Source organism: Caulobacter sp. P4_E5 (assembly GCF_056401555.1).
The window spans coordinates 1-21,901 of record NZ_JBFUJD010000021.1 but is presented as its reverse complement, the minus strand read 5'-3'; the positions used below and the strand labels follow the sequence as shown (position 1 = coordinate 21,901).

Annotated in this window: 26 protein-coding genes and 1 pseudogene; 13 read left to right on the top strand and 14 right to left on the bottom strand. The window is 69.4% G+C overall.

Features of this window, described 5'->3' with window-relative positions; genetic code table 11:
- Positions 1–5: 5 nt before the first annotated feature.
- Positions 6–842, bottom strand: a complete 837-nt coding sequence (locus AC1DSO_RS09165) for a metallophosphoesterase family protein (protein WP_477068525.1) — start codon at positions 840–842, stop codon at positions 6–8.
- A gap of 3 nt (positions 843–845) precedes the next feature.
- The gene (locus AC1DSO_RS09160) at positions 846–1,703 is read right to left on the bottom strand and encodes a diacylglycerol/lipid kinase family protein (protein ID WP_477068524.1); all 858 of its coding nucleotides are present in this window, start codon (positions 1,701–1,703) and stop codon (positions 846–848) included.
- A gap of 127 nt (positions 1,704–1,830) precedes the next feature.
- On the opposite strand from AC1DSO_RS09160, the gene AC1DSO_RS09155 reads away from it, so the two are divergent.
- The 5 genes and pseudogenes from AC1DSO_RS09155 to AC1DSO_RS09135 form a co-directional block, all read left to right on the top strand.
- The gene (locus AC1DSO_RS09155) at positions 1,831–2,175 is read left to right on the top strand and encodes a YMGG-like glycine zipper-containing protein (RefSeq protein WP_477068523.1); all 345 of its coding nucleotides are present in this window, start codon (positions 1,831–1,833) and stop codon (positions 2,173–2,175) included.
- 84 nt (positions 2,176–2,259) lie between these two features.
- Entirely contained in the window at positions 2,260–2,736 is a 477-nt protein-coding gene (locus AC1DSO_RS09150; protein WP_477068522.1) for an OmpA family protein, read from the top strand.
- A 289-nt stretch (positions 2,737–3,025) separates the two neighbouring features.
- Positions 3,026–3,214, top strand: coding sequence for a hypothetical protein (locus tag AC1DSO_RS09145; RefSeq protein WP_156136695.1), 189 nt, complete (start codon positions 3,026–3,028; stop codon positions 3,212–3,214).
- 13 nt (positions 3,215–3,227) lie between these two features.
- A complete protein-coding gene (locus AC1DSO_RS09140) occupies positions 3,228–3,488 on the top strand; it encodes a hypothetical protein (protein WP_477068521.1) in 261 nt (86 codons plus the stop codon).
- A 56-nt stretch (positions 3,489–3,544) separates the two neighbouring features.
- Positions 3,545–3,634: pseudogene (locus tag AC1DSO_RS09135) on the top strand (hypothetical protein); the annotation flags it as partial.
- A gap of 119 nt (positions 3,635–3,753) precedes the next feature.
- On the opposite strand, the gene phyR reads toward AC1DSO_RS09135, so the two are convergent.
- A complete protein-coding gene (phyR, locus tag AC1DSO_RS09130; RefSeq protein WP_477068520.1) occupies positions 3,754–4,557 on the bottom strand; it encodes an anti-anti sigma factor/receiver protein PhyR in 804 nt (267 codons plus the stop codon).
- A 227-nt stretch (positions 4,558–4,784) separates the two neighbouring features.
- On the opposite strand from phyR, the gene nepR reads away from it, so the two are divergent.
- The 5 genes from nepR (at position 4,785) to AC1DSO_RS09105 (ending at position 8,777) form a co-directional block, all read left to right on the top strand.
- Positions 4,785–4,970, top strand: coding sequence for an anti-sigma T factor NepR (gene nepR / locus AC1DSO_RS09125; RefSeq protein WP_081612907.1), 186 nt, complete (start codon positions 4,785–4,787; stop codon positions 4,968–4,970).
- A 2-nt stretch (positions 4,971–4,972) separates the two neighbouring features.
- Positions 4,973–5,578, top strand: a complete 606-nt coding sequence (locus AC1DSO_RS09120) for a sigma-70 family RNA polymerase sigma factor (RefSeq protein ID WP_477068519.1) — start codon at positions 4,973–4,975, stop codon at positions 5,576–5,578.
- On the top strand, positions 5,575–7,269 hold the full coding sequence (gene phyK / locus AC1DSO_RS09115) for a sensor histidine kinase PhyK (RefSeq protein ID WP_477068518.1): 1,695 nt from the start codon (positions 5,575–5,577) through the stop codon (positions 7,267–7,269). The genes AC1DSO_RS09120 and phyK overlap by 4 nt, the downstream gene beginning before the upstream one ends.
- Positions 7,270–7,350: 81 nt before the next feature.
- Positions 7,351–7,485 carry an entericidin A/B family lipoprotein gene (locus tag AC1DSO_RS09110; RefSeq protein ID WP_047403834.1) on the top strand — a complete coding sequence of 45 codons (135 nt, stop codon included), beginning with the start codon at positions 7,351–7,353 and terminating at the stop codon, positions 7,483–7,485.
- A 170-nt stretch (positions 7,486–7,655) separates the two neighbouring features.
- Positions 7,656–8,777 carry a hypothetical protein gene (locus tag AC1DSO_RS09105; protein ID WP_477068517.1) on the top strand — a complete coding sequence of 374 codons (1,122 nt, stop codon included), beginning with the start codon at positions 7,656–7,658 and terminating at the stop codon, positions 8,775–8,777.
- On the opposite strand, the gene AC1DSO_RS09100 is transcribed toward AC1DSO_RS09105, so the two are convergent.
- From AC1DSO_RS09100 to chpT, 3 genes are all read right to left on the bottom strand, one after another.
- Positions 8,735–9,568, bottom strand: a complete 834-nt coding sequence (locus tag AC1DSO_RS09100; RefSeq protein WP_477068516.1) for a CheR family methyltransferase — start codon at positions 9,566–9,568, stop codon at positions 8,735–8,737. The two genes, AC1DSO_RS09105 and AC1DSO_RS09100, sit on opposite strands and share 43 nt — an antisense overlap.
- Positions 9,565–9,960 (bottom strand): response regulator, encoded by a 396-nt coding sequence (locus tag AC1DSO_RS09095; RefSeq protein WP_162247253.1) that lies wholly within the window; start codon positions 9,958–9,960, stop codon positions 9,565–9,567. The genes AC1DSO_RS09100 and AC1DSO_RS09095 overlap by 4 nt, the downstream gene beginning before the upstream one ends.
- A gap of 75 nt (positions 9,961–10,035) precedes the next feature.
- The gene (gene chpT / locus AC1DSO_RS09090) at positions 10,036–10,713 is read right to left on the bottom strand and encodes a histidine phosphotransferase ChpT (protein WP_477068515.1); all 678 of its coding nucleotides are present in this window, start codon (positions 10,711–10,713) and stop codon (positions 10,036–10,038) included.
- A gap of 200 nt (positions 10,714–10,913) precedes the next feature.
- Between chpT and AC1DSO_RS09085 the strand changes: the two genes are divergently transcribed.
- Together AC1DSO_RS09085 and cysQ are read left to right on the top strand one after the other, a co-directional pair.
- Entirely contained in the window at positions 10,914–11,099 is a 186-nt protein-coding gene (locus AC1DSO_RS09085) for a DUF3553 domain-containing protein (RefSeq protein WP_354068308.1), read from the top strand.
- Entirely contained in the window at positions 11,096–11,878 is a 783-nt protein-coding gene (gene cysQ / locus AC1DSO_RS09080) for a 3'(2'),5'-bisphosphate nucleotidase CysQ (protein WP_477068514.1), read from the top strand. The genes AC1DSO_RS09085 and cysQ overlap by 4 nt, the downstream gene beginning before the upstream one ends.
- Positions 11,879–11,884: 6 nt before the next feature.
- Here cysQ and AC1DSO_RS09075 read toward each other — a convergent pair whose 3' ends face one another.
- The 7 genes from AC1DSO_RS09075 to dapB all read right to left on the bottom strand — a co-directional run bounded on the left by AC1DSO_RS09075 (position 11,885) and on the right by dapB (position 18,182).
- Positions 11,885–12,760 (bottom strand): EamA family transporter, encoded by an 876-nt coding sequence (locus AC1DSO_RS09075; protein WP_477068513.1) that lies wholly within the window; start codon positions 12,758–12,760, stop codon positions 11,885–11,887.
- Between the two features lie 61 nt (positions 12,761–12,821).
- Positions 12,822–13,118, bottom strand: a complete 297-nt coding sequence (locus AC1DSO_RS09070) for a type II toxin-antitoxin system RelE/ParE family toxin (protein WP_477068512.1) — start codon at positions 13,116–13,118, stop codon at positions 12,822–12,824.
- Entirely contained in the window at positions 13,108–13,359 is a 252-nt protein-coding gene (locus AC1DSO_RS09065) for a type II toxin-antitoxin system ParD family antitoxin (protein WP_477068511.1), read from the bottom strand. The genes AC1DSO_RS09070 and AC1DSO_RS09065 overlap by 11 nt, the downstream gene beginning before the upstream one ends.
- A 158-nt stretch (positions 13,360–13,517) precedes the next feature.
- The gene (locus AC1DSO_RS09060; RefSeq protein ID WP_477068510.1) at positions 13,518–13,874 is read right to left on the bottom strand and encodes a YdbL family probable chaperone protein; all 357 of its coding nucleotides are present in this window, start codon (positions 13,872–13,874) and stop codon (positions 13,518–13,520) included.
- A 14-nt stretch (positions 13,875–13,888) separates the two neighbouring features.
- Positions 13,889–14,074 (bottom strand): YnbE family lipoprotein, encoded by a 186-nt coding sequence (locus tag AC1DSO_RS09055; protein WP_047403823.1) that lies wholly within the window; start codon positions 14,072–14,074, stop codon positions 13,889–13,891.
- Between the two features lie 36 nt (positions 14,075–14,110).
- Complete coding sequence (locus AC1DSO_RS09050; protein ID WP_477068509.1) at positions 14,111–17,344, bottom strand: intermembrane phospholipid transport protein YdbH family protein; 3,234 nt, start codon at positions 17,342–17,344, stop codon at positions 14,111–14,113.
- Positions 17,345–17,396: 52 nt separating this feature from the next.
- On the bottom strand, positions 17,397–18,182 hold the full coding sequence (gene dapB, locus AC1DSO_RS09045) for a 4-hydroxy-tetrahydrodipicolinate reductase (RefSeq protein ID WP_477068508.1): 786 nt from the start codon (positions 18,180–18,182) through the stop codon (positions 17,397–17,399).
- A 254-nt stretch (positions 18,183–18,436) separates the two neighbouring features.
- Between dapB and AC1DSO_RS09040 the strand changes: the two genes are divergently transcribed.
- Positions 18,437–20,722 carry an NADP-dependent malic enzyme gene (locus AC1DSO_RS09040; protein ID WP_477068507.1) on the top strand — a complete coding sequence of 762 codons (2,286 nt, stop codon included), beginning with the start codon at positions 18,437–18,439 and terminating at the stop codon, positions 20,720–20,722.
- A gap of 140 nt (positions 20,723–20,862) precedes the next feature.
- Here the strand turns inward: AC1DSO_RS09040 and AC1DSO_RS09035 are convergent, their stop codons facing one another.
- Positions 20,863–21,483 (bottom strand): YdeI/OmpD-associated family protein, encoded by a 621-nt coding sequence (locus AC1DSO_RS09035; protein ID WP_477068506.1) that lies wholly within the window; start codon positions 21,481–21,483, stop codon positions 20,863–20,865.
- Between the last annotated feature and the right edge of the window lie 418 nt (positions 21,484–21,901).

Here is a 21,901-nt window from a genome sequence, read left to right as displayed (position 1 = left end):
GAGATCTACAGCGCGAGCGGCGCGACCTCGGTCGCGCCGTTTTCGTTTTCCGCTTCGGTTCGCCGGTCGAAGGCCCACGTGCGCCAGACGTCGAACTTGCCGCGCTCATAGGCGATGGCGGCCACCCGCACGCAGCCGGGCTCGACCTCGATCACGTTGAACCCCGGCGCCGCGCCGCGTTCGCGCAGCGACAGGGTGCCCGAGCCGACCGCCTGGGTCTTGCCGTCGCCGAACGGGATGGCGGTGACGAACGGCAGGTGGATGTGCCCCGACAGGATGACGTCGGCCCCGGCCTGGACGAAGCGGTTGGCCGCGTCGACCCCGCCGCGGACCCTGGCGGTCATCGGCCCGCCCAGGATCTCCATCAGCGGATGGTGGCAGACCACGACCCGCAGGTCGCCGGCCGGCGCGGCGCGCAGCTCGCGGACCACGCGCTTGATCTGGTCGCGCGCCACCGCGCCCTTCGACCAGTTCCAGCGGATCTGGGCGGCGCGGGCGCTGTTCAGCGAGCAGACGGTGACGCCGTCCCCGCGCCAAGCCGCGCCGTCCTCGGTCCCGAACCGGTCGGTGAAGCGCCGCCAGGGCCGGGTGAAGCGCTCGAACAGTTCGCGGGGCCCCACGAAGGGCGTGTCGTGGTTGCCCGGAACGACGATCATCGGATCGGGCAACCGCGCCAGCCAGGCGGCGGCGGCGTCGAACTCCGCAACCTTGCCGTCCAGGGTCAGGTCGCCGGCCGCGACGACCAGATCGGGCGCGGCCGCGTTGATCCAGGCCGTGGCGGCTTCGACGGCTTCCTTGTTCTCGCCGCCGAAATGGATGTCGGAGACCTGGATCAGCTTCATCGATCACTCACCGTCGAGCGGGACCAGCGCGCGGAAGGCCTTGGGCCGGAAGCGGATCGACACCTCGGGATCCAGCCGCGCGGGCTCGCCGTCGAGGATCGCCGGGATCCGTCCCCTGGCCCAGACCTTGCCGATCCGGCAGCGACCGCCCGCCACCGACGGATCCTCGCGCCATTGGCCCCGCGCGGCGTTGAAGCCCAGGCGAAAGACGTCCAGCGCGCTGGAGGGGTCCAGGGCCGCCGCCTCCAGGGCCCGTTCCTCGGCGTCCAGGGCCGTGGAGACCAGCGGGCACATCAGGGTCAGGGCCTCGGCCTTCATCTTCGGACGGCCGTCCAGGACGAAGCGCAGGCGGCCGGAAAAGGCGGCGCGGAAAGCCCGGCGGGCGCGGGCCACGGCGATGTCCAACCGGCCGTCGCGGGCGGCCTCGCGGGCCGTGGCCCAGAGGGCGGGGCTGCCCAGGATGGCGGCGACGAAGAACAGCCGCCCGCCGACCTCGCCGCCCGAGATCATCCGGGGCTCGCCGCCCTCCAGGCACGCGGTCATCGCCGCCTGCCAGTCGCGTTCGCCATAGAGGGCGCGGGGCAGCATGTTCATGGTCCCGCCCGGCAGGGGCGCGATCAGCGGACCGTCGGGTCCGGCCATCTCGGCCGCCGCCCGGGCCGTGCCGTCGCCGGCCAGGATCAGCACTGCGTCCGGCGCGGCGTCGATCACCGACCGCAGGCAGTCCCTCAGTTCGCCGGGCTGGGGAGCGTGGACGACGCCCGACACGCCATGTTCGGCCAGCAGGCGCTCGGCGATCTCGGGCGCGGCGGGGCCGACCGAACCGGACGCGACATTGGCGACGACATCGATCCGGCGCACGCGATCCCCTCTGAAAAACTCACGGACGCAACGGCCCGAAGCGGGCCATGGTTCCGCTTGAGAACGGAACCGCGCGACCCCGCGACCGTTTGCCTCCGCAGGGGACAGCTCGGAACGGAGAGCCAAGATGAAGACGACCATGATCGCCCTGATGGGCGTGGGTGTGCTCGCCGCGGCGTGCACCTCGACCGGTAATGTGGAGCGCAACGCCGCCGGCGGCGCCGCCATCGGCGCCCTGGCTGGCGCCGTGATCGGCAACAATGTGGGCAGCGGCAGCGCCGGGACGGGCGCGGCCATCGGCGCGGCGATCGGCGGCACGGCCGGCGCGGTGAAGGGCTGCCGCGAGGACGGCGGCTGCGGCGCGACCAACGTCAATCGCCGCCAGTATTATGATGAGCGCGCGGGCCGTTACTACTATTACGATTCCCGCAGCGGCCGTTACTATTGGGAAGACGGCAGCTCGCGCTACTAAGCGGGAGAAGGCGACGACGCCCCTTGAAAGGCGATCGGCCTGGCCGATCGCCTTTTTGGTGTTCGCGGGTTGGAGGAGGGTTGGATGAAGACGACGAAGTTCGGAGTGGTCGCGATGGCGATCGGGGGCGGCGCCGTGCTGGCCCTGGCTGGTTGCGCGGAGACTCAAGGCCCCTGGCGCACCTTGCGCAAACCCGTCGCGGTCGCGCCGCCCAGCTGCGGCGATTTCCAGTCGTCGGTCTATTTCGAACAGGATTCGGCGGCCCTAATCCCCGAGGCCCGCATGGTGCTGGCCAATGCGCGCGACCAAGCCAAGGGCTGCACGGTGAAATCGGTGCGGGTGATCGGCCTGGCCGACGCGGTCGGGACGTCGGGCGCCAACCTGGCCCTGTCCGAGCGTCGGGCCGAGACGGTGTCCAACGCCCTGGCCAAGGCCGGCTTCGGCAAGGTCGAGATCGACAAGGCCGCCGTGGGCGACGCCGGGGCGGTGGCCGCCTCGGGCGCGACGGCGCCGCTGCGCCGCCGGGCCGACATCCTGTTCGATCTGGAAGTCGGCAAGTAGGCGACCAGCCCAGAAGAAAGGCGGGCCGGCTGGGCCGGTCCGCCTGAGTTCGCATCAACAAAGGGGGGTGCGAAGGCGGCAGGCTGGCTGTCGCCAGCCTCAAGTCGGGGGGGCGTCGCCGCCTTCGCAAGATGAAAACGGCAAGCCGCGCGATGGGTTCCCGCCCCGCGCGATTTTTTTTGCGCGTACTCCGCGGGTCCCGAGGCCCGGCCGCGTGGGAACGGCCAAGGCTCCGAAACGTTGAAATCCCAGGCGGACACGAGGTCCGTCGGGGCAGGGGAGAGACGTCGTGATCCGGACTTACGTGGCCGAGCATGGCGGGACTGTTTTGGTTTCGACGCCGTCGCGGCGTCAAAAAAGAATGCGCACGCGCGCCATGGCCCTGGTCGTGATCGCGGCGATCGCCGCCTCCGCCGGGATGGTGCAGGCGTTTCAGGGTCGCGAGCGGGCGCACGCCGCCGAATACTGGACTCCATAGGAGGTAGGACATCATGCCCGCCGACATCCATCATCAGGGCCAAGCCGAACCCGGCCCGCGCCTGAACGCCACCCGCGCCCGCCAGGGCCGCTGGGGCCGCCACGTCTTCTGGGTGCTGGTCGTCTCGACCGTCCTGGCGGCGCTGGCCCTGTTCGGGGCCTGGACCTTCCGCGCCAACGACCTGGCGGCCGTCGAGGTCAACAACGGCGCCAAGACGACGGCCGAGGCCCAGCGCTACGACACGCCGCAAACCCCGGCCCGCCAGGCGCCGTAGGGCTCGCGCCGGCACTAGAGATCGAGGGCGGCCTCCCGAGGAGGTCGCCTTTTTTCGTGCGCCGAGCGCCCCTCCGTCACGATGCGTATCCGCATCGCGCCACCTCCCCCGTTTCACGGGTGAGGAGGACACCCTCCTCCCCTGCGGAGCGGGGGAGGTGGCGCGCGGCGCAGCCGCGTGACGGAGGGGGCGTCGCTGTCACACTCAACGAAAAACGGCCCCCCTTTCGGAAGGCCGTTTCTTGGATATTCGGGAGACGTCTGGCTTAAGCGGCCTTCGTGCGGGTCCGCCGGGGATGGAAGAACAGCGCCTGGCCGATCGCCGCCTTCACCGTTTCCGGCTGGAAGGGCTTGGTGATCAGGAAGGTCGGCTCCGGGCGCTCGCCGGTCAGCAGGCGCTCGGGGAAGGCGGTGATGAAGATCACCGGCACGTCCAGCCGACCCAGGATGTCCTTGACCGCGTCGATGCCCGACGAGCCGTCGGCCAGCTGAATGTCGGCCAGGACCAGGCCCGGAGTGCGGCGGGCGACGGCCTCGACCGCTTCGCCGCGGGTGGCGGCGATGTCGGTGACGTCGTGGCCCAGTTCGCGAACCAGGGCCTCGATGTCGGCGGCGATCACCGGTTCGTCCTCGATGATCAGGACGTCGGTGGCCAGTTCGGCGTCGATTTCGGCCTGGGCGTCCGAGATCAGGCGTTCGACTTCACCAAAGTCGCAATCCAGGATTTGGGCGGCCTCCGAAGGGGTGAAGCCCTCGAGCGCCGTCAACAGGAAGGCTTGGCGCGAGCGCGGGGCGATCCGCATCAGGCGTTGGGCGGCGTCGTCGCCGGCCGTGCCGCCGTCCTCGCGGCGGGCTTCCAGCTGGGCGCCGGAGCTGAGCCAGATGGCGTGGAACACGCGATACAGCGCCACGCGCGGCGACAGGTCGGCGTCCAGCGCACGCTCGCCGGCCGCCAGGGCCTCCAGCGCCACGCGGACATAGTGATCGCCGGTCGTCTGGTCGCCGGTGAGGGCGCGGGCATAGCGACGGATGTAAGGCAGATGCGGCGCCAGCCGAGCAAGAAGACTCATGACCCCTCCCGATGCGGTGTCTTCGAAAATCACTAAACGAACGGCGAAGCTACGCCGTTCCGTCGAAGCTCGATAACGTCCCCTCAACTGAGCGGTTCCGCTAACCGACGAATTTTGACATCCTATGCCCAAGCTTATGGAACCCGGTACGGAAAACCACGTTGTCGTCTGGCGGAAACACATTCGGCCAAAGGGGGCGGACGCCGATGAATTTCGGTGTCGAGGACATGATCGAACACGTACCCATGGAAGATAAACGCAAAAGCGCCGCGGCGCTGGACGAAGCGCGCCTGCGGCAACAGGCGATCGGGGTGAAGCTGCGGCAGATGTTCGACGAGGTCGTCAACGAGCCGGTGCCGGACGAATTTCTCGACATTCTGCGCAAGGCCGAGCCGCCGGCGGGAGGTCGATGAGCATGAGCGAACCGCAAGTCGGCCGCTCGCCGCCCGATCCTGTCCGTGACGTCGCGTTCAAACGCGAGCTGGTCACGCTGATTCCGCATCTGCGCGCCTTCGCCCGCACCCTGACCGGCGACCCGACTGCCGCCGACGACCTGGCCCAGGACGCCATGATGAAGGCCTGGGACGCGCGCGCCAGCTTCCAGCTGGGCACCAACATGAAGGCCTGGACCTTCATGATCCTGCGCAACCAGTTCTATTCCGAGAAGCGCCGCAGCTGGCGCCAGAGCCAGCTGGACCAGGAAGCCGCCGAGCGGACCCTGGTGGCGGTCGACGATCCCGAAGCCCCCGTCGCGCTCGACGAGCTGCGCCTGGGCCTGGCCATGCTGCCGGCCGAGCAGCGCGAAGCCCTGATCCTGGTCGGGGCCGGCGGCTTCGCCTACGAGGAGGCGGCCGAGATCTGCGGCTGCGCCGTCGGCACGGTGAAGAGCCGGGTCAGCCGCGCGCGTCGGGCTCTTCAAGCCATTCTCGAAGCCGGCGCCTACGACCGCGACGGCGGTTCGGCCGGTGACGCGATGCATGCGATCCTGGCCGACGCGGAGCGACTGAGCTCCCTTCGGTGAACGCCCTGGCGGGCCGCGCCGCGCAGGCGGTGACATCGATTCGAGTCCGTCTGGCCGTCGCCCTGTTCGTGGCGCTGCTGCCCGTGTTGCTGCTCGGCGTGCTGCAGTCGATCTTCGCCTTCCGGGCGGAGGCCGACGCGCGGCGCCAGAGCCTGGAGCTGGCCGCCGGTCACAGCGCCACCATCGCCCGGGCCAGGATCGAGGCCGCCGGCGTGCTGCTCCAGACCCTGGGCCCCGGCTCGGTGGGTTTGGAGTGCGCCCAGCGACTGGCCGACGTGCGCGCCCGGCTGTCGGGCTACGCCAACCTGATCCGCTTCGATGCGCGCGGCCGCGTGGCCTGCGCCGCCGCGACCACCCCTTACGACACCCAGCGCGGCGCCCGAACGTGGTTCCAGTCGCTGCGGAATGGCGACTCGATCGTGGTGGCCAGCGTCCCGGGCGCGGCCTACGCCAACGAGCCGTCGGTGCTGGCCGCGGTGCGCGCCGGCACGCCCGAACACTTCGAAGGCGCGATGGCGGCCGTCCTGACCCTGACCGATCTCAAGCTGGAGACCGCCAACCGCTTCATGCCTGAGGGCGCCGAGGTGGCCCTGACGGACTCCCACGGCCAGGTCTTCGCGGCCACCAATCCCCGCGCCTTCGCCTCGGTGGCCAGCCGGTGGCGGGCGGAAGCGACCAAGGACGGTTCGGCCCTGTGGAACGGTCGCGACATCCAGAACCGGCCCCGCACCTATTCGGCCGCGCCCCTGGTCGACGACGACGTCTTCGTGATCCTGTCGGTCCCGGCGCCGGCCCTGCTGTCCTGGGCCTGGCTCAATCCGATCTCGCGGCTGCTCTTGCCGGTGCTGGCCTTCGTGCTGGGCCTGGCGGCGGTCTGGTACGCCGCCGAGCGCGGGGTGATCCGCTGGATCGTCTATCTGCAGCGGGTGGCGGCGATCTACGCCCGCGGCCGCTTCACCGTGCGCCCCCTGCAGGCCGAGCGCGCGCCGCCGGAAATCCGCGAACTGGCCGCCACCCTCGACGCCATGGCCGGCACCATCGTCACCCGCGACGCCTCGCTGATGGACAGCCTGGCCGAGAAGGACGCGCTGATGCGCGAGATCCACCACCGGGTGAAGAACAACCTGCAGATCATCACCTCGCTGCTGAACATGCAGCAGCGGGCCCTGGCCGACCCGGCCGCCAAGGCGGCGATGAACGACACCCGCCAGCGGATCACCGCCCTGGCCCAGATCTATCGCGCCCTCTACCAGGGGCCGGACCTCAAGCGCGTCGACCTGCGGCCGTTCCTGGAAGAGCTGACGGCTCAGCTGCTGGCCAACGACATGAGCACCTCGCCCCTGGTGCGGACCGAGGTCCATGCCGACCCGCTGGTCATCGATCCCGACCGCCTGGCCCCGATCGCCCTGTTCGCCGTCGAGGCCATCACCAACGCCCAGAAGCACGCGTTCGGCCCGAACGGCGGCATTCTGTCGGTCGGCTTCCACGTGCGTGGCGAGGAGGCCGAGCTGTCGATCAGCGACGACGGGCCCGGCGCGGCTGAAAGCCTGGGCGGCGGGGTGGGCCGCACCCTGATGACCGCCTTCGCCCGCCAGCTGCGCGGCAAGGTGTCGTTCGAAACCCAGGAACCGCGCGGCCTGACCGTGCGCCTGATCTTCCCCACGCCCCTGGCTGTCGATCCCGGAACCTAGCTTCGCCGCTCACGTTTCCTGGGGGCAGTTATTCACACGCCCCCTCCTCCCTATCCTGCGGGGCGAACAGCGGAGAAGACCATGCGCAAGTTTATGATTCTCGCGGCCCTGGCCGCCAGTCTGTCGGTCGCGGCCTGCAACACGGTCGAAGGCGCCGGCAAGGACGTCTCGTCGGCCGGCAAGGCGGTCAGCGATACGGCCAAGGACACCAAGTAAGGTCGCAAGACCCTGTTCTAGGGAAAGGCCCGCCGGTTCCGCCGGCGGGCCTTTCTCGTTGCGGCGATCGACAAACTGTTTCGCCGCTGCAACCTAAGGGCGTCCGGACGATATCGGACTGAAAAACAACCGGACCAAGCTCAAGCCTCGTGCTGGAGGGGCTCCGGGGCTTGCGGTCACCAAACACCACCGTTTTCATCCACAGCGGCTGGCGCTGTTCCAGCACCTATGTCTGGCATCGCTTTCGGGCGCTCGCCGGCGTGCGCGCCTATTACGAGCCCTGGCACGAACAGTTGGCCCGGGTGAGCGCCGAGACCATCCACGCCGAAACCCCCGACAACAGCGGCCTGCGCCACCCCGGCGGGACCGAGCCCTATCTGAAGGCGTTCGAGGTCGTCCTCGACCCGGCCGGCGGCGTGCGCAACTTCGACCCCAGCTTCGCTCTCGACCGGTTCTGGATCGAGCCCGAGACCAGCGACCTCGCCCAGCAGGCCTATCTCGAGGGACTGGTCGAGGCGGCGCGGGTCCGGGCCGAGACGCCGATCTTCGCCTGCTGCCGGACGCTGGGCCGCGCGGGTTGGCTCAAGCGCCGGTTCGGCGGCTTCCATGTCATGCTGATCCGCGACCCGGTGCAGCAGTGGCTGTCGTTCTATTCGCTGCGCCGCCGGCCTCGGCCGACCTATTTCGAGCTCTGCCACTACGTGCTGCTGTCGGAGATGGCGGGCGGGGAAGACCTGTCGCGCGCGCTGTTGGGCCACGCCTTCGACGGCGTCGGAACGCTGGACCAGCGCCTGGCGGCGGTGCGCGGCAAGCTGAAGCGGGCGCCGGCCAGCGTCTCGTTCCAGGCGTTCCTGGCCGTGTGGCTGCGCTCGTATTTGACGGCGCTGCCGGACGCCGACCTGGTGGTCGATGTCGACCGGTTGGCCCGCGATCAGGCCTATGCCGGCGAGGTCGAGGCGGCGATCGAGGCCGGCTGCGGGCTGAGACCGGACTTCTCGGACTGCCGCGCCCCGGCCCCGCACGGCATCGTCCCGCCGGTGCAGTGGCGCCAGGCCGCGCGCCAGGTGGTCGATCTGATGGATCTGCACGGGGCGATCGTCGGGCCGCAGGCGGCGCCGATCCTGTTCCGCAAGTTGGCTCCGGCCTTCGCGGCGGTGACGCCGGCGCCGGTCGGACCGATGACGAAGCTGGGAGAAGCGTTGGGCGGCCTGATGGGCGGAGCGGCGGTGGCTCGCGCGCCCGCGAAGGCCTATGCGGCGACGGCCGCCCGCACGGACGGGTCGCGCAGATAGATCCCCGTCCCGCCGGGCGCGGCGGCCAGCATGTCGTCGAACGCGGCGACATCGTCCTCGGGATCCAGCACCAGCACGCCGTCGGGGGGCAGCAGGGCGACCAGGGCCTCGATGACCTTGCCGCGCAGCGACGCGTCCATGCCGCGCAGCACATTGCGCAGCAGGATCACGTCGAAGCGGCCCATGGCCGACAGGTCGGCCAGCAGGTTGATCCGCTTCCAGCGCACCATCTGGCGGATGCGCGGCGAGATCGTCCAGGTGTCGTCCTGGTTCCCGAAATACTTGACCAGCATCCGGATCGGCAGGCCGCGCTGGACCTCGAACTGGGTGTAGAGCCCGGCCTGGGCCTTTTCCAGGCAGCGCTCGGAGAGGTCGGAGCCGAAGAATTCGAACCGAGTCCCGGTCGCCAGGTTCGGGGCCTCGGCGGCGGCGATGGCCATCGAATAGACTTCCTGGCCGGTGGCGCAGGCCGCGCTCCAGACCCGGACCGGCGCCTCGGGCCGGCGCTGCGACAGCGCCGGCAGCACCGCGTCGCGCAGGGCGGCGAAGGTCTCGCGACCCCGGAAGAAGGTGGTTTCGCAGCGGCACAGGGCCTCGACCACGGCCCAGATCAGCCGCTCCTCGCGCTGGGCGCGCAGGGCCGCGATAAGCGCTTCGATCGAGTCGAAGCCTTCGCGCCGCGCCAAGGGCGAGAGGCGGCTCTCGATCAGGTAGGGCTTTTCCGTCTCGACCCGCACGCCGGCGCGGGCCCGGCCCAGGGCCGCCAACAGATCCATGTCCTCGGGGGTCACAGCAGGCCCGCCTCGGCGAACTTCGCCTCGATGATGTCGCCGTCGAATGGCTTCATGATGTATTCGTCCGCCCCGGCGTCGAGCGCCGCGCGGATGTGGTCGACGCTGTTCTCGACCGTGCAGAAGACGACCTTGGGCGCCGCGCCGCCGGGCTCGGCCCGCAGCAGGCGCAGGAACTCGATGCCGTTCATCACCGGCATGTTCCAGTCGAGGAGCACCGCGTCGGGCATGGCCGCGCGACACCACGCCAAGGCTTCCATGCCATCGGCGGCCTCGGCGATCTCGAAACCGATGTCCTCGAGGACTCGGCGGGCGACCTTGCGGATCACCCGGCTGTCGTCGACCACCAGACAGGTCTTCACGGCACGCGCTCCACTCCAGGCGAGCACCATGGAAGCGGTCTGGTTAAGGAGCGGTTTGCCTAAACCCGGAACGGGCCGCGACAAATGTAACTTTTGCGCAAAATTCTAGGCGGGCACCCAGGCGGCGATCGAGGCGCGCTCCTCGCCGATCTCGACGGCGATCTGCCCGCCGGCCGCGCGGACCAGGGCGTGCAGATAGGCCGCCTGGACCCACGGACCGCCGAGCCCTTCGGCCAGGGGCTCGCCCTTCAGCCCGGCCAGCACTTCCGGGCGCAGGCGGGCGCGGGGTCCGGCCGAGTCGGCGATGATCGAGAACCGGCCGTCGGCGGCGACGGCCTTGAGGGTGGCCACGCCGCCGGCCGGCAAGGCGCTGGCGGCGATCTGGGCGATGTTGAGGATGGCGCGCGAGGACGGCTTGTTCATCGCCTGCGGCTCGATCTGCCAGTCCAGGGTCGGACGCACATGGGCGAAAACGCCCTGGGCCAGCTTTTCCAGCTCGCGGGAGTCGAAGTTCTCGGCCGAGGCCGAAGCGCCGAACGCCACGCGGGTGAACTGCAGCAGGTCCGCCAGCTTGCGGGCCGACGAGGCGATCAGGTTCATGGCGTCGTCGCGCATGTCCTGGGCGGCGGGATCGTCCAGCAGGTCCAGGCCCGAGACGATCGCGCTGGCCGGACTGATGAAGTCGTGACACAGGCGCGCGGCCAGCATGGCGGCGAAGTCGGGGCCTTGGACGTCCGTTTCGGGGGACGCGGCGGTCGGGGTCTCGGAAACGGTATCGGTCATGGCGGCGAACTCTGCCGTGATTTGAGATTTTGGCAAACTAGACCGTAGCGGGCGCCACCGGTCCCGACCCCGCTATGGGGTCTGGCTTGGATAACGCCTCTGAGCGAAAACCGACTCATTGAGGCGATCAGCCCCCTGGACCGCGCATTCCATTGGGGTCGCTTTCCTTGGACCCGCGCAGGCTCTACAGGGAGCGCGTCATGGATCCGTTTCTCGAACCCGGCGTGCTCGTGCGCCATCCCGACCAGCCCGACTGGGGCCTGGGCCAGGTGCAGTCGGTGATCGGCCATCGCGTGACCGTCAATTTCGAAGACGCCGGCAAGCAGACCATCGACGCCCAGCGGGTGCGCCTGGTCTTCGTCGGCGACGACCCCCGGGGACAATGAGCGACATGACCGAGAACCTGGCTGACTGGGGTCGAACCCTGGCCAAGATCACCGAGGAAGCGGCGGTGATCATCCTGCCGTTCTGGAAGACCGAGCTGGCCGTGGCCCAGAAGGCCGACGAGAGCCCGGTCACCGAGGCCGACCGCGCCGGCGAACGCCTGATCCTGCAACGCCTGGCCGAGGTCTTCCCGGGCGTCACCGCCATCTCCGAGGAGCACGCCAGCGAATTCGGCGCGCCCGAAAGCGTCGGGTCGCGCTTCTTCCTGGTCGATCCGGTCGACGGGACCAAGGCGTTCGTGCGCGGCGACCCCAACTTCACGGTCAATATCGGCCTGATCGAAGACGGCGTCCCGGTCGCCGGCGCCGTCTGCGCCCCGGCCACCGGCGAGGTGTGGTTCACGACCGCCGAGGGCGCGATGAAACGCACCTCGCCGACCAGCCTGGAGGCGCCGGCTCGGGTGCGTCCGTGGCCGACCGGCAAGGCCGTGGCCCTGGTCAGTCACACCATGAAGGAGGAGAAGGCCGCCGAGCTCGCCGCCCAGTACGGCTTCGACCTGCGCGCGCCGATGGATTCCTCGATCAAGATGTGCCGCATCGCCGAGGGCGCGGCCGACATCTATCCGCGCCACGGGCCGACCATGGAATGGGACACGGCCGCCGGCCATGCGGTGCTGGCCGCCGCCGGCGGAACCTTCCTGCAGCCGGACGGCTCGCCCTTCACCTACGGCAAGGCCGACCAGGGCTTCCGCAACGGTTGGTTCGTGGCGCGCGGCGGGTAGGGCGAGCTAGGGCGCGATCTCTTCCGCCGCCGCTTCGGCCGGCGTGGTCAAGATGGTCCCCACCGAGGCGGCGACGATCGCCGCGATGGCCAGCCACTGGGTCGCGGCCAGCCGCTCGTGCAGGATCACCAGGGCCGCCAGCGCCCCGACCGCCGGCTCGGCGCTCAGCAGGACACCGAAGCTGCGCTTGGGGATTTCCCGCAAGGCGATCATCTCCAGCGAATAGGGGATGGCGCTGGACAGCACCGCCACCACCAGGCCCAGGGCGGCGATCTTCGGGTCGAGCAGGGCCGCCCCCGCCGAGACGATTCCGACGGGCGCGACGATCAGGGCGGCTGCCGTCATGCCCAGCGCCACCGTGCGGCCGGCGTGCAGATGGCCGGTGCGCTTGCCCAGCACGATATAGAGCGCCCACATCACCGCCGCCGCGCAGGCGAAGCCGACGCCGACCGGGTCCAGTCGCGCCGCGCCCGGATTGATCGGCAGCAGCAGGCCAAGGCCCAGCACCGCCAGGCCGATCCAGACGAAGTGGATCACCTTGCGCGAACTGGCCACGGCCAGGACCAGCGGCCCCACGAACTCGATGGCGATCGCCAGGCCCAGCGGGATGGTGCGCAGGGCCATGTAGAAACAGAGGTTCAGCAGCCCCATCACCGCGCCGTAGATCGCCAGCCTGCCGAGATCGGCCCGGGTGATCGGATGGCGCCAGGGCCGCCAGACCAGCAGCAGGATCACGGCCGCGAAGCCGACCCGATAGGCGCTGACGCCTTGGGCCCCGATCAGCGGGAACAGGCTCTTGGCGAACGAGGTGCCCACGCACAGCGTGACGATGGCCCCGAACAGGGCCGCGTAGGGCAGCAGGCGTGGGCGAACGGCGGACATGGAGCCGTGTTTAGGGGGAAGGCTCGAGGCGCGCTAGCGGGCGCCCGTTGAGGTGACGGGCTCACAGCGATGAGAGCTGTCCGACCCAGTCTTCGCCGGCATGGCGCACCCGCTGAATGAAGATGTCGGAACCGTTGAGCCGATATATGACGATATGGCCTTTGTAGGCGTGAACCCGCGATGACCTTCGCAGCTCGGTTCGCTCCGGCGCTGCGAACGGGAAGTCAGAGAGAAAATTGAAGGTGCGTTCGAGACCTTCATAATAGCGCTCGGCTTGATCGATGCCAAACATGTCTACGCCTGCCACGTAGATCTGAATGATATCCTCTTCAGCCTTCCTGCTGAGCTTATACGCCACGGCTCTCGCCGACTTTGCGGCGCGCCGCAGCCAGTATCTCGCTCATGGACCGGGCGCCCGCGCCGCTATCTTCGGCATCGTCGATAAGCCGTTGCAGGGCCACAATCCTGTCCGCTCGCTCCTGATCTCGTCGGATTAGGTCGCGCACATAGTCGCTGGCGTTGCTGTAGCGTCCCGTTCCGGCCTGTTCCTCGACCCACTTCTTCATGGCGGCGGGCAGTGAAACGTTCATCGTGGTCATGGCTTGGCTCACCTCTCACCGAGAGGATGGCATACTTTGCCAAAGATTGCCATTGCGGCGCCCAGCGGCAGCGGCGACCGCGTCATGGAAGCTGATCAAGCTGGATAGATCAAACAAAAGGTTAGACGGCCGCGCCGCCTAACCCTTTGAAAGTCGACTTACTTCTTCACCCAGCCGCCATCCAGCGGCTTCCAGTACTGGCCGGGCGCCAGGCGGCTGTAGAGCTGCTTGGCGGTGGCCTGGCCGGCGGCGTCGGGGGTCACGCCGGTCTTGGCGGCGATGTCCTTGTAGGCGGCGGCGCGGCCGGTGTTGATCTCGGCCACGGCCGAGCGCAGCCCGGCGTCGCCGCCGGACACGATGCCCAGATAGCCGTCGGCCTGCTCGCCGACCGTGCCGGCCACCTTGGCGGCGTCGACCGAGGCCTTGGCGGCGGCCGACTGGGCCATGGCCAGGTTGGCGCCGGCGGCGGTCATCGCCAGGCCCAGCGCCAGAACCGTCATCGTCTTGCGGATCATGTCGGTTCCTCCTCTTAGAACAGGTTGGGGTTCTGCTGGATCAGCGACTGGACTTCCTTGTCCAGCCGCACGCGCACGTCGGCGTCCAGCTTGGCGTAGATGTTGATCGGGTCGACCTTCACGCGGACGGTGGGCGTGCAGGCGGCGGCGCCGAGCGCTCCCGTCGCGACGAGAGCCATCAAGAGGGCGCGCTTATTCATGCGTGAAGTCTCCAGTTCGAAATTCAGGATGGCCGGTCACGGTTGAACCGGACCTGAACGGGTTTTCGCCGCCGGTTGGCCCTCGAACCAGCTTCGCCAGGCGGCCAGAAGCTCGTCGAAGTTCAGCGAGGTGTCGAGGGTCAGGTCGACCGGGGTCTTGGCCGGCAGGGCGATGCGCTTGTCGAAGGCGCGGCCGCGGATCAGGTCCAGGATCCCGACCCTGGCCTTCTCGGCGACCTTGGGGTCGTGCTGGCCCTTGATGTGGAACAGGATGCCCAGCCGCCCCTTGTCGGTGCTGTTCACGCCCGCTTCCAGCTGGTCGAAGGCCAGGTTCTCCATGGCCTGATAGGCGAAGTCCTGGATGGCGTTGATCTGGGCGGGTTGAGCGGGCGGCGCGCCGGGCGCGTCGGCCGGGCTGGCGGCGACGCTGGTCAGGGCCGCGCGCGACAGCTCGACCCGACCCGGCTGGATGGCGGTGATCTTGCCCTCGTGGAAGCGCAGGCCCTCGGGCCCGAAGGTGAACGGCAGGCGACCGTCGACCACGGCCTCGACCTTGACCTTCTCGGCCAGGGACGAGGCGGCGATCACCTCGCCCAGGTCCAGGTGCTGGATGACGATGACCCCGCTCATGGTCTTGTCCAGGGCCAGGGGCACGTCGATCGGCTCGATCGAGATCCGGCCCTTGGCGGCCTCGAACGTCGCCTTGGAGACCTTCAAGGTCTCGGCGCCCAGCTGGAACACCGACTCCACCCCGGTCAGCGGCACGATCGAGTCGATCTTGACCACCTTCAGGGTCTGGCCCGGGGCGGTGGTCAGGGGCGCCAGGCTGTTGAAGTCGACGGCCCCGTCCAGGGTGGCGACGAAGCCGATCGGGCTGGTGAAGTCGACGTTGCGGGCGACCAGACGGCCCCGGCTGGTCGCGCCCTTGGCGTCCCAGGCGAACACGCCGGTGAAGCTGGCCGGACCTTGCGCGTCGGTGGCGAAGGCGGCCAGCGGCGACAGGTCGGCCGGCTGCAGCCCGCCCTTGGCGAAGGCCAGTTTCGAGGCGTCGATATCGGCCTGACCCTTGCCGGTGGCCACCACGTGGCGCAGGCGGATCTCGCCCAGCGGCGTTCCCGTCGGGGTGGTCCCCTGGAAGGTTCCGGTCCAGAGGCCGCCTGACAGCGTCAGGCTGCCCTTGGCCAAGATCGGATTGAAGCGGCGCTCGGGCGCGGCGTCGGTAGCGGCCGCGCCGTCCACCCGCACGGCAGCGCGGTCGAAGCCGCCGGCCCCGCCGAACGTCGCCTCGCCCTTGATGTTGGCCAGCCTGGTCTCGGCGACGGCCAGCGCGCCTTCGCCGTCCTCGAAGCGCAGGGCCGCGCTCCAGCCGTTGGCGCTGGCCGTGACCAGCGGCGCCTTGGCCGGGCAGAGCTTGGCCTTGATGTCGGTGACCGGGTTTTCGCCCAGGGCATAGGCTTTGGCGGTGATCGGGACGCACTGGGCGGTGGTCAGGGTGAAGCGGCCGCCGGCGATCCGGGCCTGGCCGTCGACCCGACCGCTCACGCCCTCGATCGGCGGCAGGTCGAAGCCTTCGGCGGCCAGCGAGAGGCGCGAGGTCATGACGCCGTTGCTGGCCCGCCAATCCGGCGCCGCGACCTTCACCACGGGCAGGCCGCCGCCCGACAGCGAGGCGAGCAGCGCGCCCCGCGCGGCGTTCGGCCCGGCGTCCAGCAGCAAGCCCTTGGGCGCGTCGGCGGTCAGGACGACGCCGTTGGGCGCGGCCAGCCGCACCTCACGGGCCAGGGTCACGCGGGTTCGGCCGTCCTTCAGGTCCAGGCCGACGGCGGGCAGCGAAAGCGCGAAGGTCCGCAGGGCCTGGGCCAGCGGCTTGGCGTAGGCGGGATTGGGAACCAGGGCCGCCAGCCGCTCGGCGTCGGGGCCTGAAATGCCGCTGCGGCCACCGGCCGAGCCGTCCAGGGACAGGGCCAGGCCGTCGGGGCCCTGATCGATGCGGCCGCTGGCGGTCAGGCGGGCCGAGGCCAGGGCCAGGGCGCCGCTGGCCACCCGGCCGGCGCTGGCGTCGAGGCTCAGCGGCCCGTCGATGGCCAAGCCCCGGTCGTCCAGCGTCAGGCCGAGATTGCTCGACGCGGTCCTGGCGGTCAGGTCACGCAGCGCCGTTCCGGCCGCGACGGCCTGGCTGGCGCGCAGCTCGGCGCCGACCGCACCGCGGGCGTTGACCCGGCCCTGATGGCGTCCCGCCGAGACCCGGGCGATGTCGAAGGCCAGGCTGGCGTCGCGGGCGTCCAGCGCCGGGGCCGACAGCCGTCCGCCGCGCAGGGCGCCGCGCGAGCGGCCCAGGAAGGCGAAATTGTCGAGGCCGCCGTCGATGCGTCCCGACACGATGACGTCGCCGGTGACGGTCTGCGCCTGGCTGTCGCCGATCCGGCCGCCGTCGGCGCGCAGGTCGAGCCTGGCCTCCAGCGGGCCGCTGGCCGTCAGCTTGGTCAGGTCGGGATAGGGCAGGTCGGCCGACAGCTTGGCGCGGGCGTCGGCCAGGTCGGCGGCCTCGGCTTCGAGACTGTCGATGGCCATGGTCACCTCGACCGTCAGCCGGTCGCCGCGCTTGCGGGCCGAGATCGTGGCCCCCTTGCTGTCGATGGCCAGGTTCGAGACCGCGTAGTGCAGCGGGGCGAGGCGTCCGTCGAGGCGCAGCAACTGGCCGTCGTCCAGGCTGGCGTCGCCGGTCAGGCGGGCGCGGCCGCCGGGCGTGGAGAGGTCCAGGCGCGCGTCCTCGATCAGGATGGCCGGGCCGGGGACGTTGGGCTTGCGTGGCGACTTCAGCGCCTCGTCGATCAGCGGCTGCAAGGCCCCGAAGCGCAGCTGGCCCTTTTCGTCGAGGCTGGCCGAGACGCGCGGCCGCACCAGGCGCACGGCCCGGGTCTGAATGCCGAACGTCTCCCCGTTCCACGGGACAGCCAAGTCGTAGGCGACCTCCAGCCGGTCGGCGGAGAAGGCGGGGTCGTTTTGCGGACCCAGGCGGACCTTGCCGGTGAAGCCGGTGGAATCCAGCGACTCCAGCTCGACCGCCGCCTCGATCCCATGGTCGCGCAACCAGCTCTCGGCCAGTTCGCGGCTGATCTCGCGCCGGCCCGACCAGACGACCAGGCCCGTGGCGATGAAGGCCAGCATCGACACCGACACCGCCTCCAGGCCCAGATCGACCAGGCGCGCGCGATGCCAGCCGGGCTTGGGCGGCGTCTTCGGTTCGGGAGGGGTCGCGGGGTCGGCCATCAAGTCCTGAAATCTAGATCCCTAAGAAGCCCCCCGGCTAAGCTTTAGATCCCTATTTTGAAAAGCCTAGCACGTCCTGCATGTCGTAGAGGCCCGGCGGCTTGCCCCGGACCCAGACGGCGGCGGCGATGGCCCCGCGCGCGAACAGGCCCCGGTCGATGGCCGAGTGCGACAGGGTCAGGCTTTCGGACTCGCCGGCGAAGATCACGCTGTGCTCGCCTATGATGCCGCCGCCGCGCACGACCGAGAAGCCGATCGCGCCCTCCTTGCGGGCGCCGGTGACGCCGTCGCGGCCCCGGTCGGCGACCTGGCCGAGACCGACGCCCCGCCCCTCGGCGGCGGCCTCGCCCAGCATCAGGGCCGTGCCCGACGGGGCGTCGATCTTGCGCTTGTGGTGGGCCTCGAAGACCTCGATGTCCCAATCCTCGGACGGCAGCGCCGCGGCGGCCTGGCGCACCAGGCCCATCAGCATGTTGACGCCCAGCGAATAGTTGCCCGAGCGGACGATGGCGATCTTGGTCGCCGCCGCGTCGATCCGGGCCAGCTGTTCGGGCGAGAAGCCGGTGGAGCCGATGACCAGGGCCGGCCCGCCATTCGCGGCGGCGTCCTCGGCCAGGGCCATCGAGGCCCCGGGCAGGGTGAAGTCGATCACCGCCTCGGCCTGGGCCAGGGCGTCCTCGCGAGAGACCAGCTCACCGCCCTCGGCGCCCAACTCTGATCCGGGGCGATCGAAGCGCGCGGCGACCACGGCGTCGGCGCGGCCTTCCAGCGCCTTGGCCACGGCCTGGCCCATGCGGCCGTTGGCGCCGGCGATCGCGATCTTCACGGGCTGGGACAAGGAATTCTCCGACACGAAACCTACCCTGGGGCAAATCGCCCATTCCGCCCCATGCGGTCAACCTCGCGCGGCCTTCCCATAGGTCAGCGAAGTTGACGCAAGGCCAAGTCCAACAAGCGTTTGCTGGGATTTTTCGAAACTGGCCCGGTTGTGACGCTGGGCCCCCGTCGCTACGGTGAACCCACATAAGGGCGCGTTCGCATTGATCGGCGCGCCCCCTACAAGACTCGCGCAGCAGGAATGGGAAACGCCGGATGAGCGATGCGGAACGCAAGACCTTCACGGATGCGGAGGCCTTGGCCTTCCACCGTTACCCCCAGCCGGGCAAGCTGGCGGTGACCCCGACCAAGCCGATGGCGACCCAGCGCGACCTGTCGCTGGCCTATTCGCCCGGCGTCGCGGTTCCCGTCCACGCCATCGCCGCCGACCCGGACATGGCCTACGAATACACCTCGAAGGGCAACATGGTCGCCGTGATCTCGAACGGCACCGCGATCCTGGGCCTCGGCGACCTGGGGGCCCTGGCCTCCAAGCCGGTGATGGAGGGCAAGGCCGTCCTCTTCAAACGCTTCGGCGACGTCGACTCCATCGACATCCTGGTCAATTCCAAGGATCCCGACGAGATCATCACGGTGGTCAAGAACATCGGGATCACCTTCGGCGGCATCAATCTCGAGGACATCAAGAGCCCCGAGTGCTTCCGCATCGAGACCGAGCTGCAGGACTTGCTCGACATCCCGGTGTTCCACGACGACCAGCATGGCACCGCGATCATCTGCGCCGCCGGCCTGATCAACGCCTGCCACATCACCGGCAAGAAGCTGGAAGACGTGAAGGTCGTGCTGAACGGCCCCGGCGCGGCCGGCATCGCCTCGATGGAGCTGATCAAGGCCATGGGGGTCCACCCCCAGAACGTCATCGCCGTCGATTCCAAGGGCGTGCTCTACGAGGGCCGCACCGAGGGCATGAACCAGTGGAAGAGCGCCCACGCGGTCAAGACCGACAAGCGCACCCTGGCCGAGGCGGTGGTCGGCGCCGACGTGCTGCTGGGCCTGTCGGCCAAGGGCGCCTTCACGCCGGAGATGATCGCCTCGATGGCCCCCAACCCGGTCATCTTCGCCATGGCCAATCCGGACCCGGAGATCACCCCGGAAGAGGTGCACAAGGTCCGCAAGGACGCGATCATGGGCACGGGCCGCAGCGACTATCCCAACCAGGTCAACAACGTCCTGGGCTTTCCCTACATCTTCCGCGGCGCCCTGGACGTGCGGGCCCGCCGCGTCAATCACGAGATGAAGATCGCCTGCGCCCAGGCCCTGGCCATGCTGGCCCGCGAGGACGTGCCCGACGAGGTCGCCGCCGCCTATCACGGCCGCCAGCTGAAGTTCGGCCCTAACTACATCATCCCTTCGGCCTTCGACCCGCGTCTGATCTGGTACGTGCCGCCGTTCGTCGCCCAGGCGGCCATGGACACCGGCGTCGCCCGCCGGCCGATCGCCGACATGGACGCCTATCGCGCCAGCCTGGCCCAGCGCCTGGATCCGACGGCGGGCTTCCTGCAGAAGATCTCGGGCTCGGTCCTCGCCAATCCCAAGCGCATCGTCTTCGCCGAGGGCGAGGACCCCAGCGTCATCCGCGCCGCGTACGCCTACCAGACCGGCGGGTACGGCAAGGCCATCCTGTGCGGCCGCGAGAACCTGGTGCACGAGAACATGCGCCTGGTCGGCCTCGACCCCGACGTGGCGGGGCTCGAGATCGTCAACGCCCGCCTGTCCGACCGCAATCCGGACTATGTCGACGCGCTGTACCACCGGCTTCAGCGCCAGGGTTACCTGAAGCGCGACGTCCAGCGCCTGATCAACCAGGACCGCAACAGCTTCGCCGCCTCGATGGTCACCCTGGGCGAGGCCGACGGCATGGTCACCGGCGTCACCCGCAGCTTCGACCAGGCCCTGGAAGAGGTGCTGCGCGTCGTCGATCCCGCGCCCGGCGGCCGGATCATGGGCATGTCGGTGGTGCTGGCCAAGGGCCGCACGATCTTCATCGCCGACACCAACGTCACCGAGCTGCCCGAGGCCGACGAGCTGGTCGAGATCGCCTGCGAGGCGGCCCGCGCCGTCACCCGCCTGGGCTTCAAGCCGCGCGTGGCCTTCATGAGCTATTCGACCTTCGGCAATCCGATGGGCCTGCGCTCGGAAAAGGTCCGCGAGGCGGTGGCCATGCTGGACGAGATGGACGTCGAGTTCGAGTACGAGGGCGAGATGCCGCCGGAACTGGCCCTGGATCCGGAAAAGCGCGCCAACTATCCGTTCATGCGCCTGACCGACAGCGCCAACATCCTGATCATGCCGGCCATCCACTCGGCCTCGATCGCCACCAAGCTGGTCCAGTCGCTGGGCGAGGCCATGGTGATCGGGCCGGTGCTGCTGGGCCTGAGCAAGTCGATCCAGATCGCGCCGCTGTCGGCCTCGGTGTCGAAGATCCTGAACATGGCGATGATGGCGGCCTACGACCAGCCAGTGGACGAGGCGGCGGAGTAGGCGCCGCCGCGACCTCCGCGACGGGTCGCCGCACGGCCTTTATCCGGCGGCGCGGCCTCCCATCTTTGTCCTGTCGGCGACAGTAAGCCGACGCGTAGGCCCTCCGGTCGGCGTCATCCCCTTGCGGCGCCGGCCGGCCCTTACGCCTTCTTCCCCTCTTTGGCCGGCTTGCCCTGCGGATAGATCGTCTCGCCGCGTTCGAGCATGGCGACGAAGTCGGCGATCTTCTTCTTCCGCCCCGCCTCGGTCTTCAGGTTGTGGACCCGGAAGGCCAAGGAGAAGCGGTTCTGCGCCGACAGGGTCGCCAGCATGGCCTTGGCCTTGGGGCTGGCGTCGATCGCGGCCTGGAGGTCGTCGGGGATCTTCATGTCCTGGCCGCTGCCATAGGCGCGGGCCCAGCGGCCGTCGGCCTTGGCGGCCTCGACCTCGCGCAGGCCGTGCTTGGTCATCCGGCCGTCCGCGATCAGCCGCGCGACATTATCGACATTGATCTGGCTCCAGATGCTCTTCTTGCCGCGCGGCGTGTAGCGCTGCAGGAAGCTCTTGTCGTCGAAGCCCTTGCGGACCCCGTCGATCCAGCCCCAGCACAGCACCACCTCGATCGCCTGCTTGGCGTTGATCGAGGGCAGGCCCGAGCCGACCTTGTGGATCTTGATCCACACCTCCGGCTGCTTGTCATGGTTCTGGCCCAGCCAAGCGTAGAAGGCGTCGGCGTCGACGAATTCCTGGACGTGGTCGGGATCGACCTTGATCGGGGCCATGGGAGTCCTGGGCGAGATGCTGCGTTGTTTTCCGAACAAAGGCAGGCGGGATCAATGCGCATTATCCCTCTCATCCGGAATCCCTCTCTCTCAGAGAGAGGGATTCCGGACAAAGCACGGGGATTGAGCGGGCTGTATCCCCGGCATTCGCGAAACCGAACCCAACGAAATCAACCGCTTCTCACTTTTACGCGCCCCTGAATGATCCGCGTTCAGAACCCCCGCACAATCATCGCTGTCCCTATCGCAAGGGGAGGGCGCTTGGATCCGGCCCAAAGCGGCGATGGGGATAGGTTGAGCGGGGCCGCGTGGGCGCCGCCTCGGTTCGGGTGGTGGTCTGTTCGTGGATAGATCCGGGACCACACGAAGGCCGAGGGGTTAGCCGAGCGCGGAGCGACAGGGCGGTGATCGATCCAAA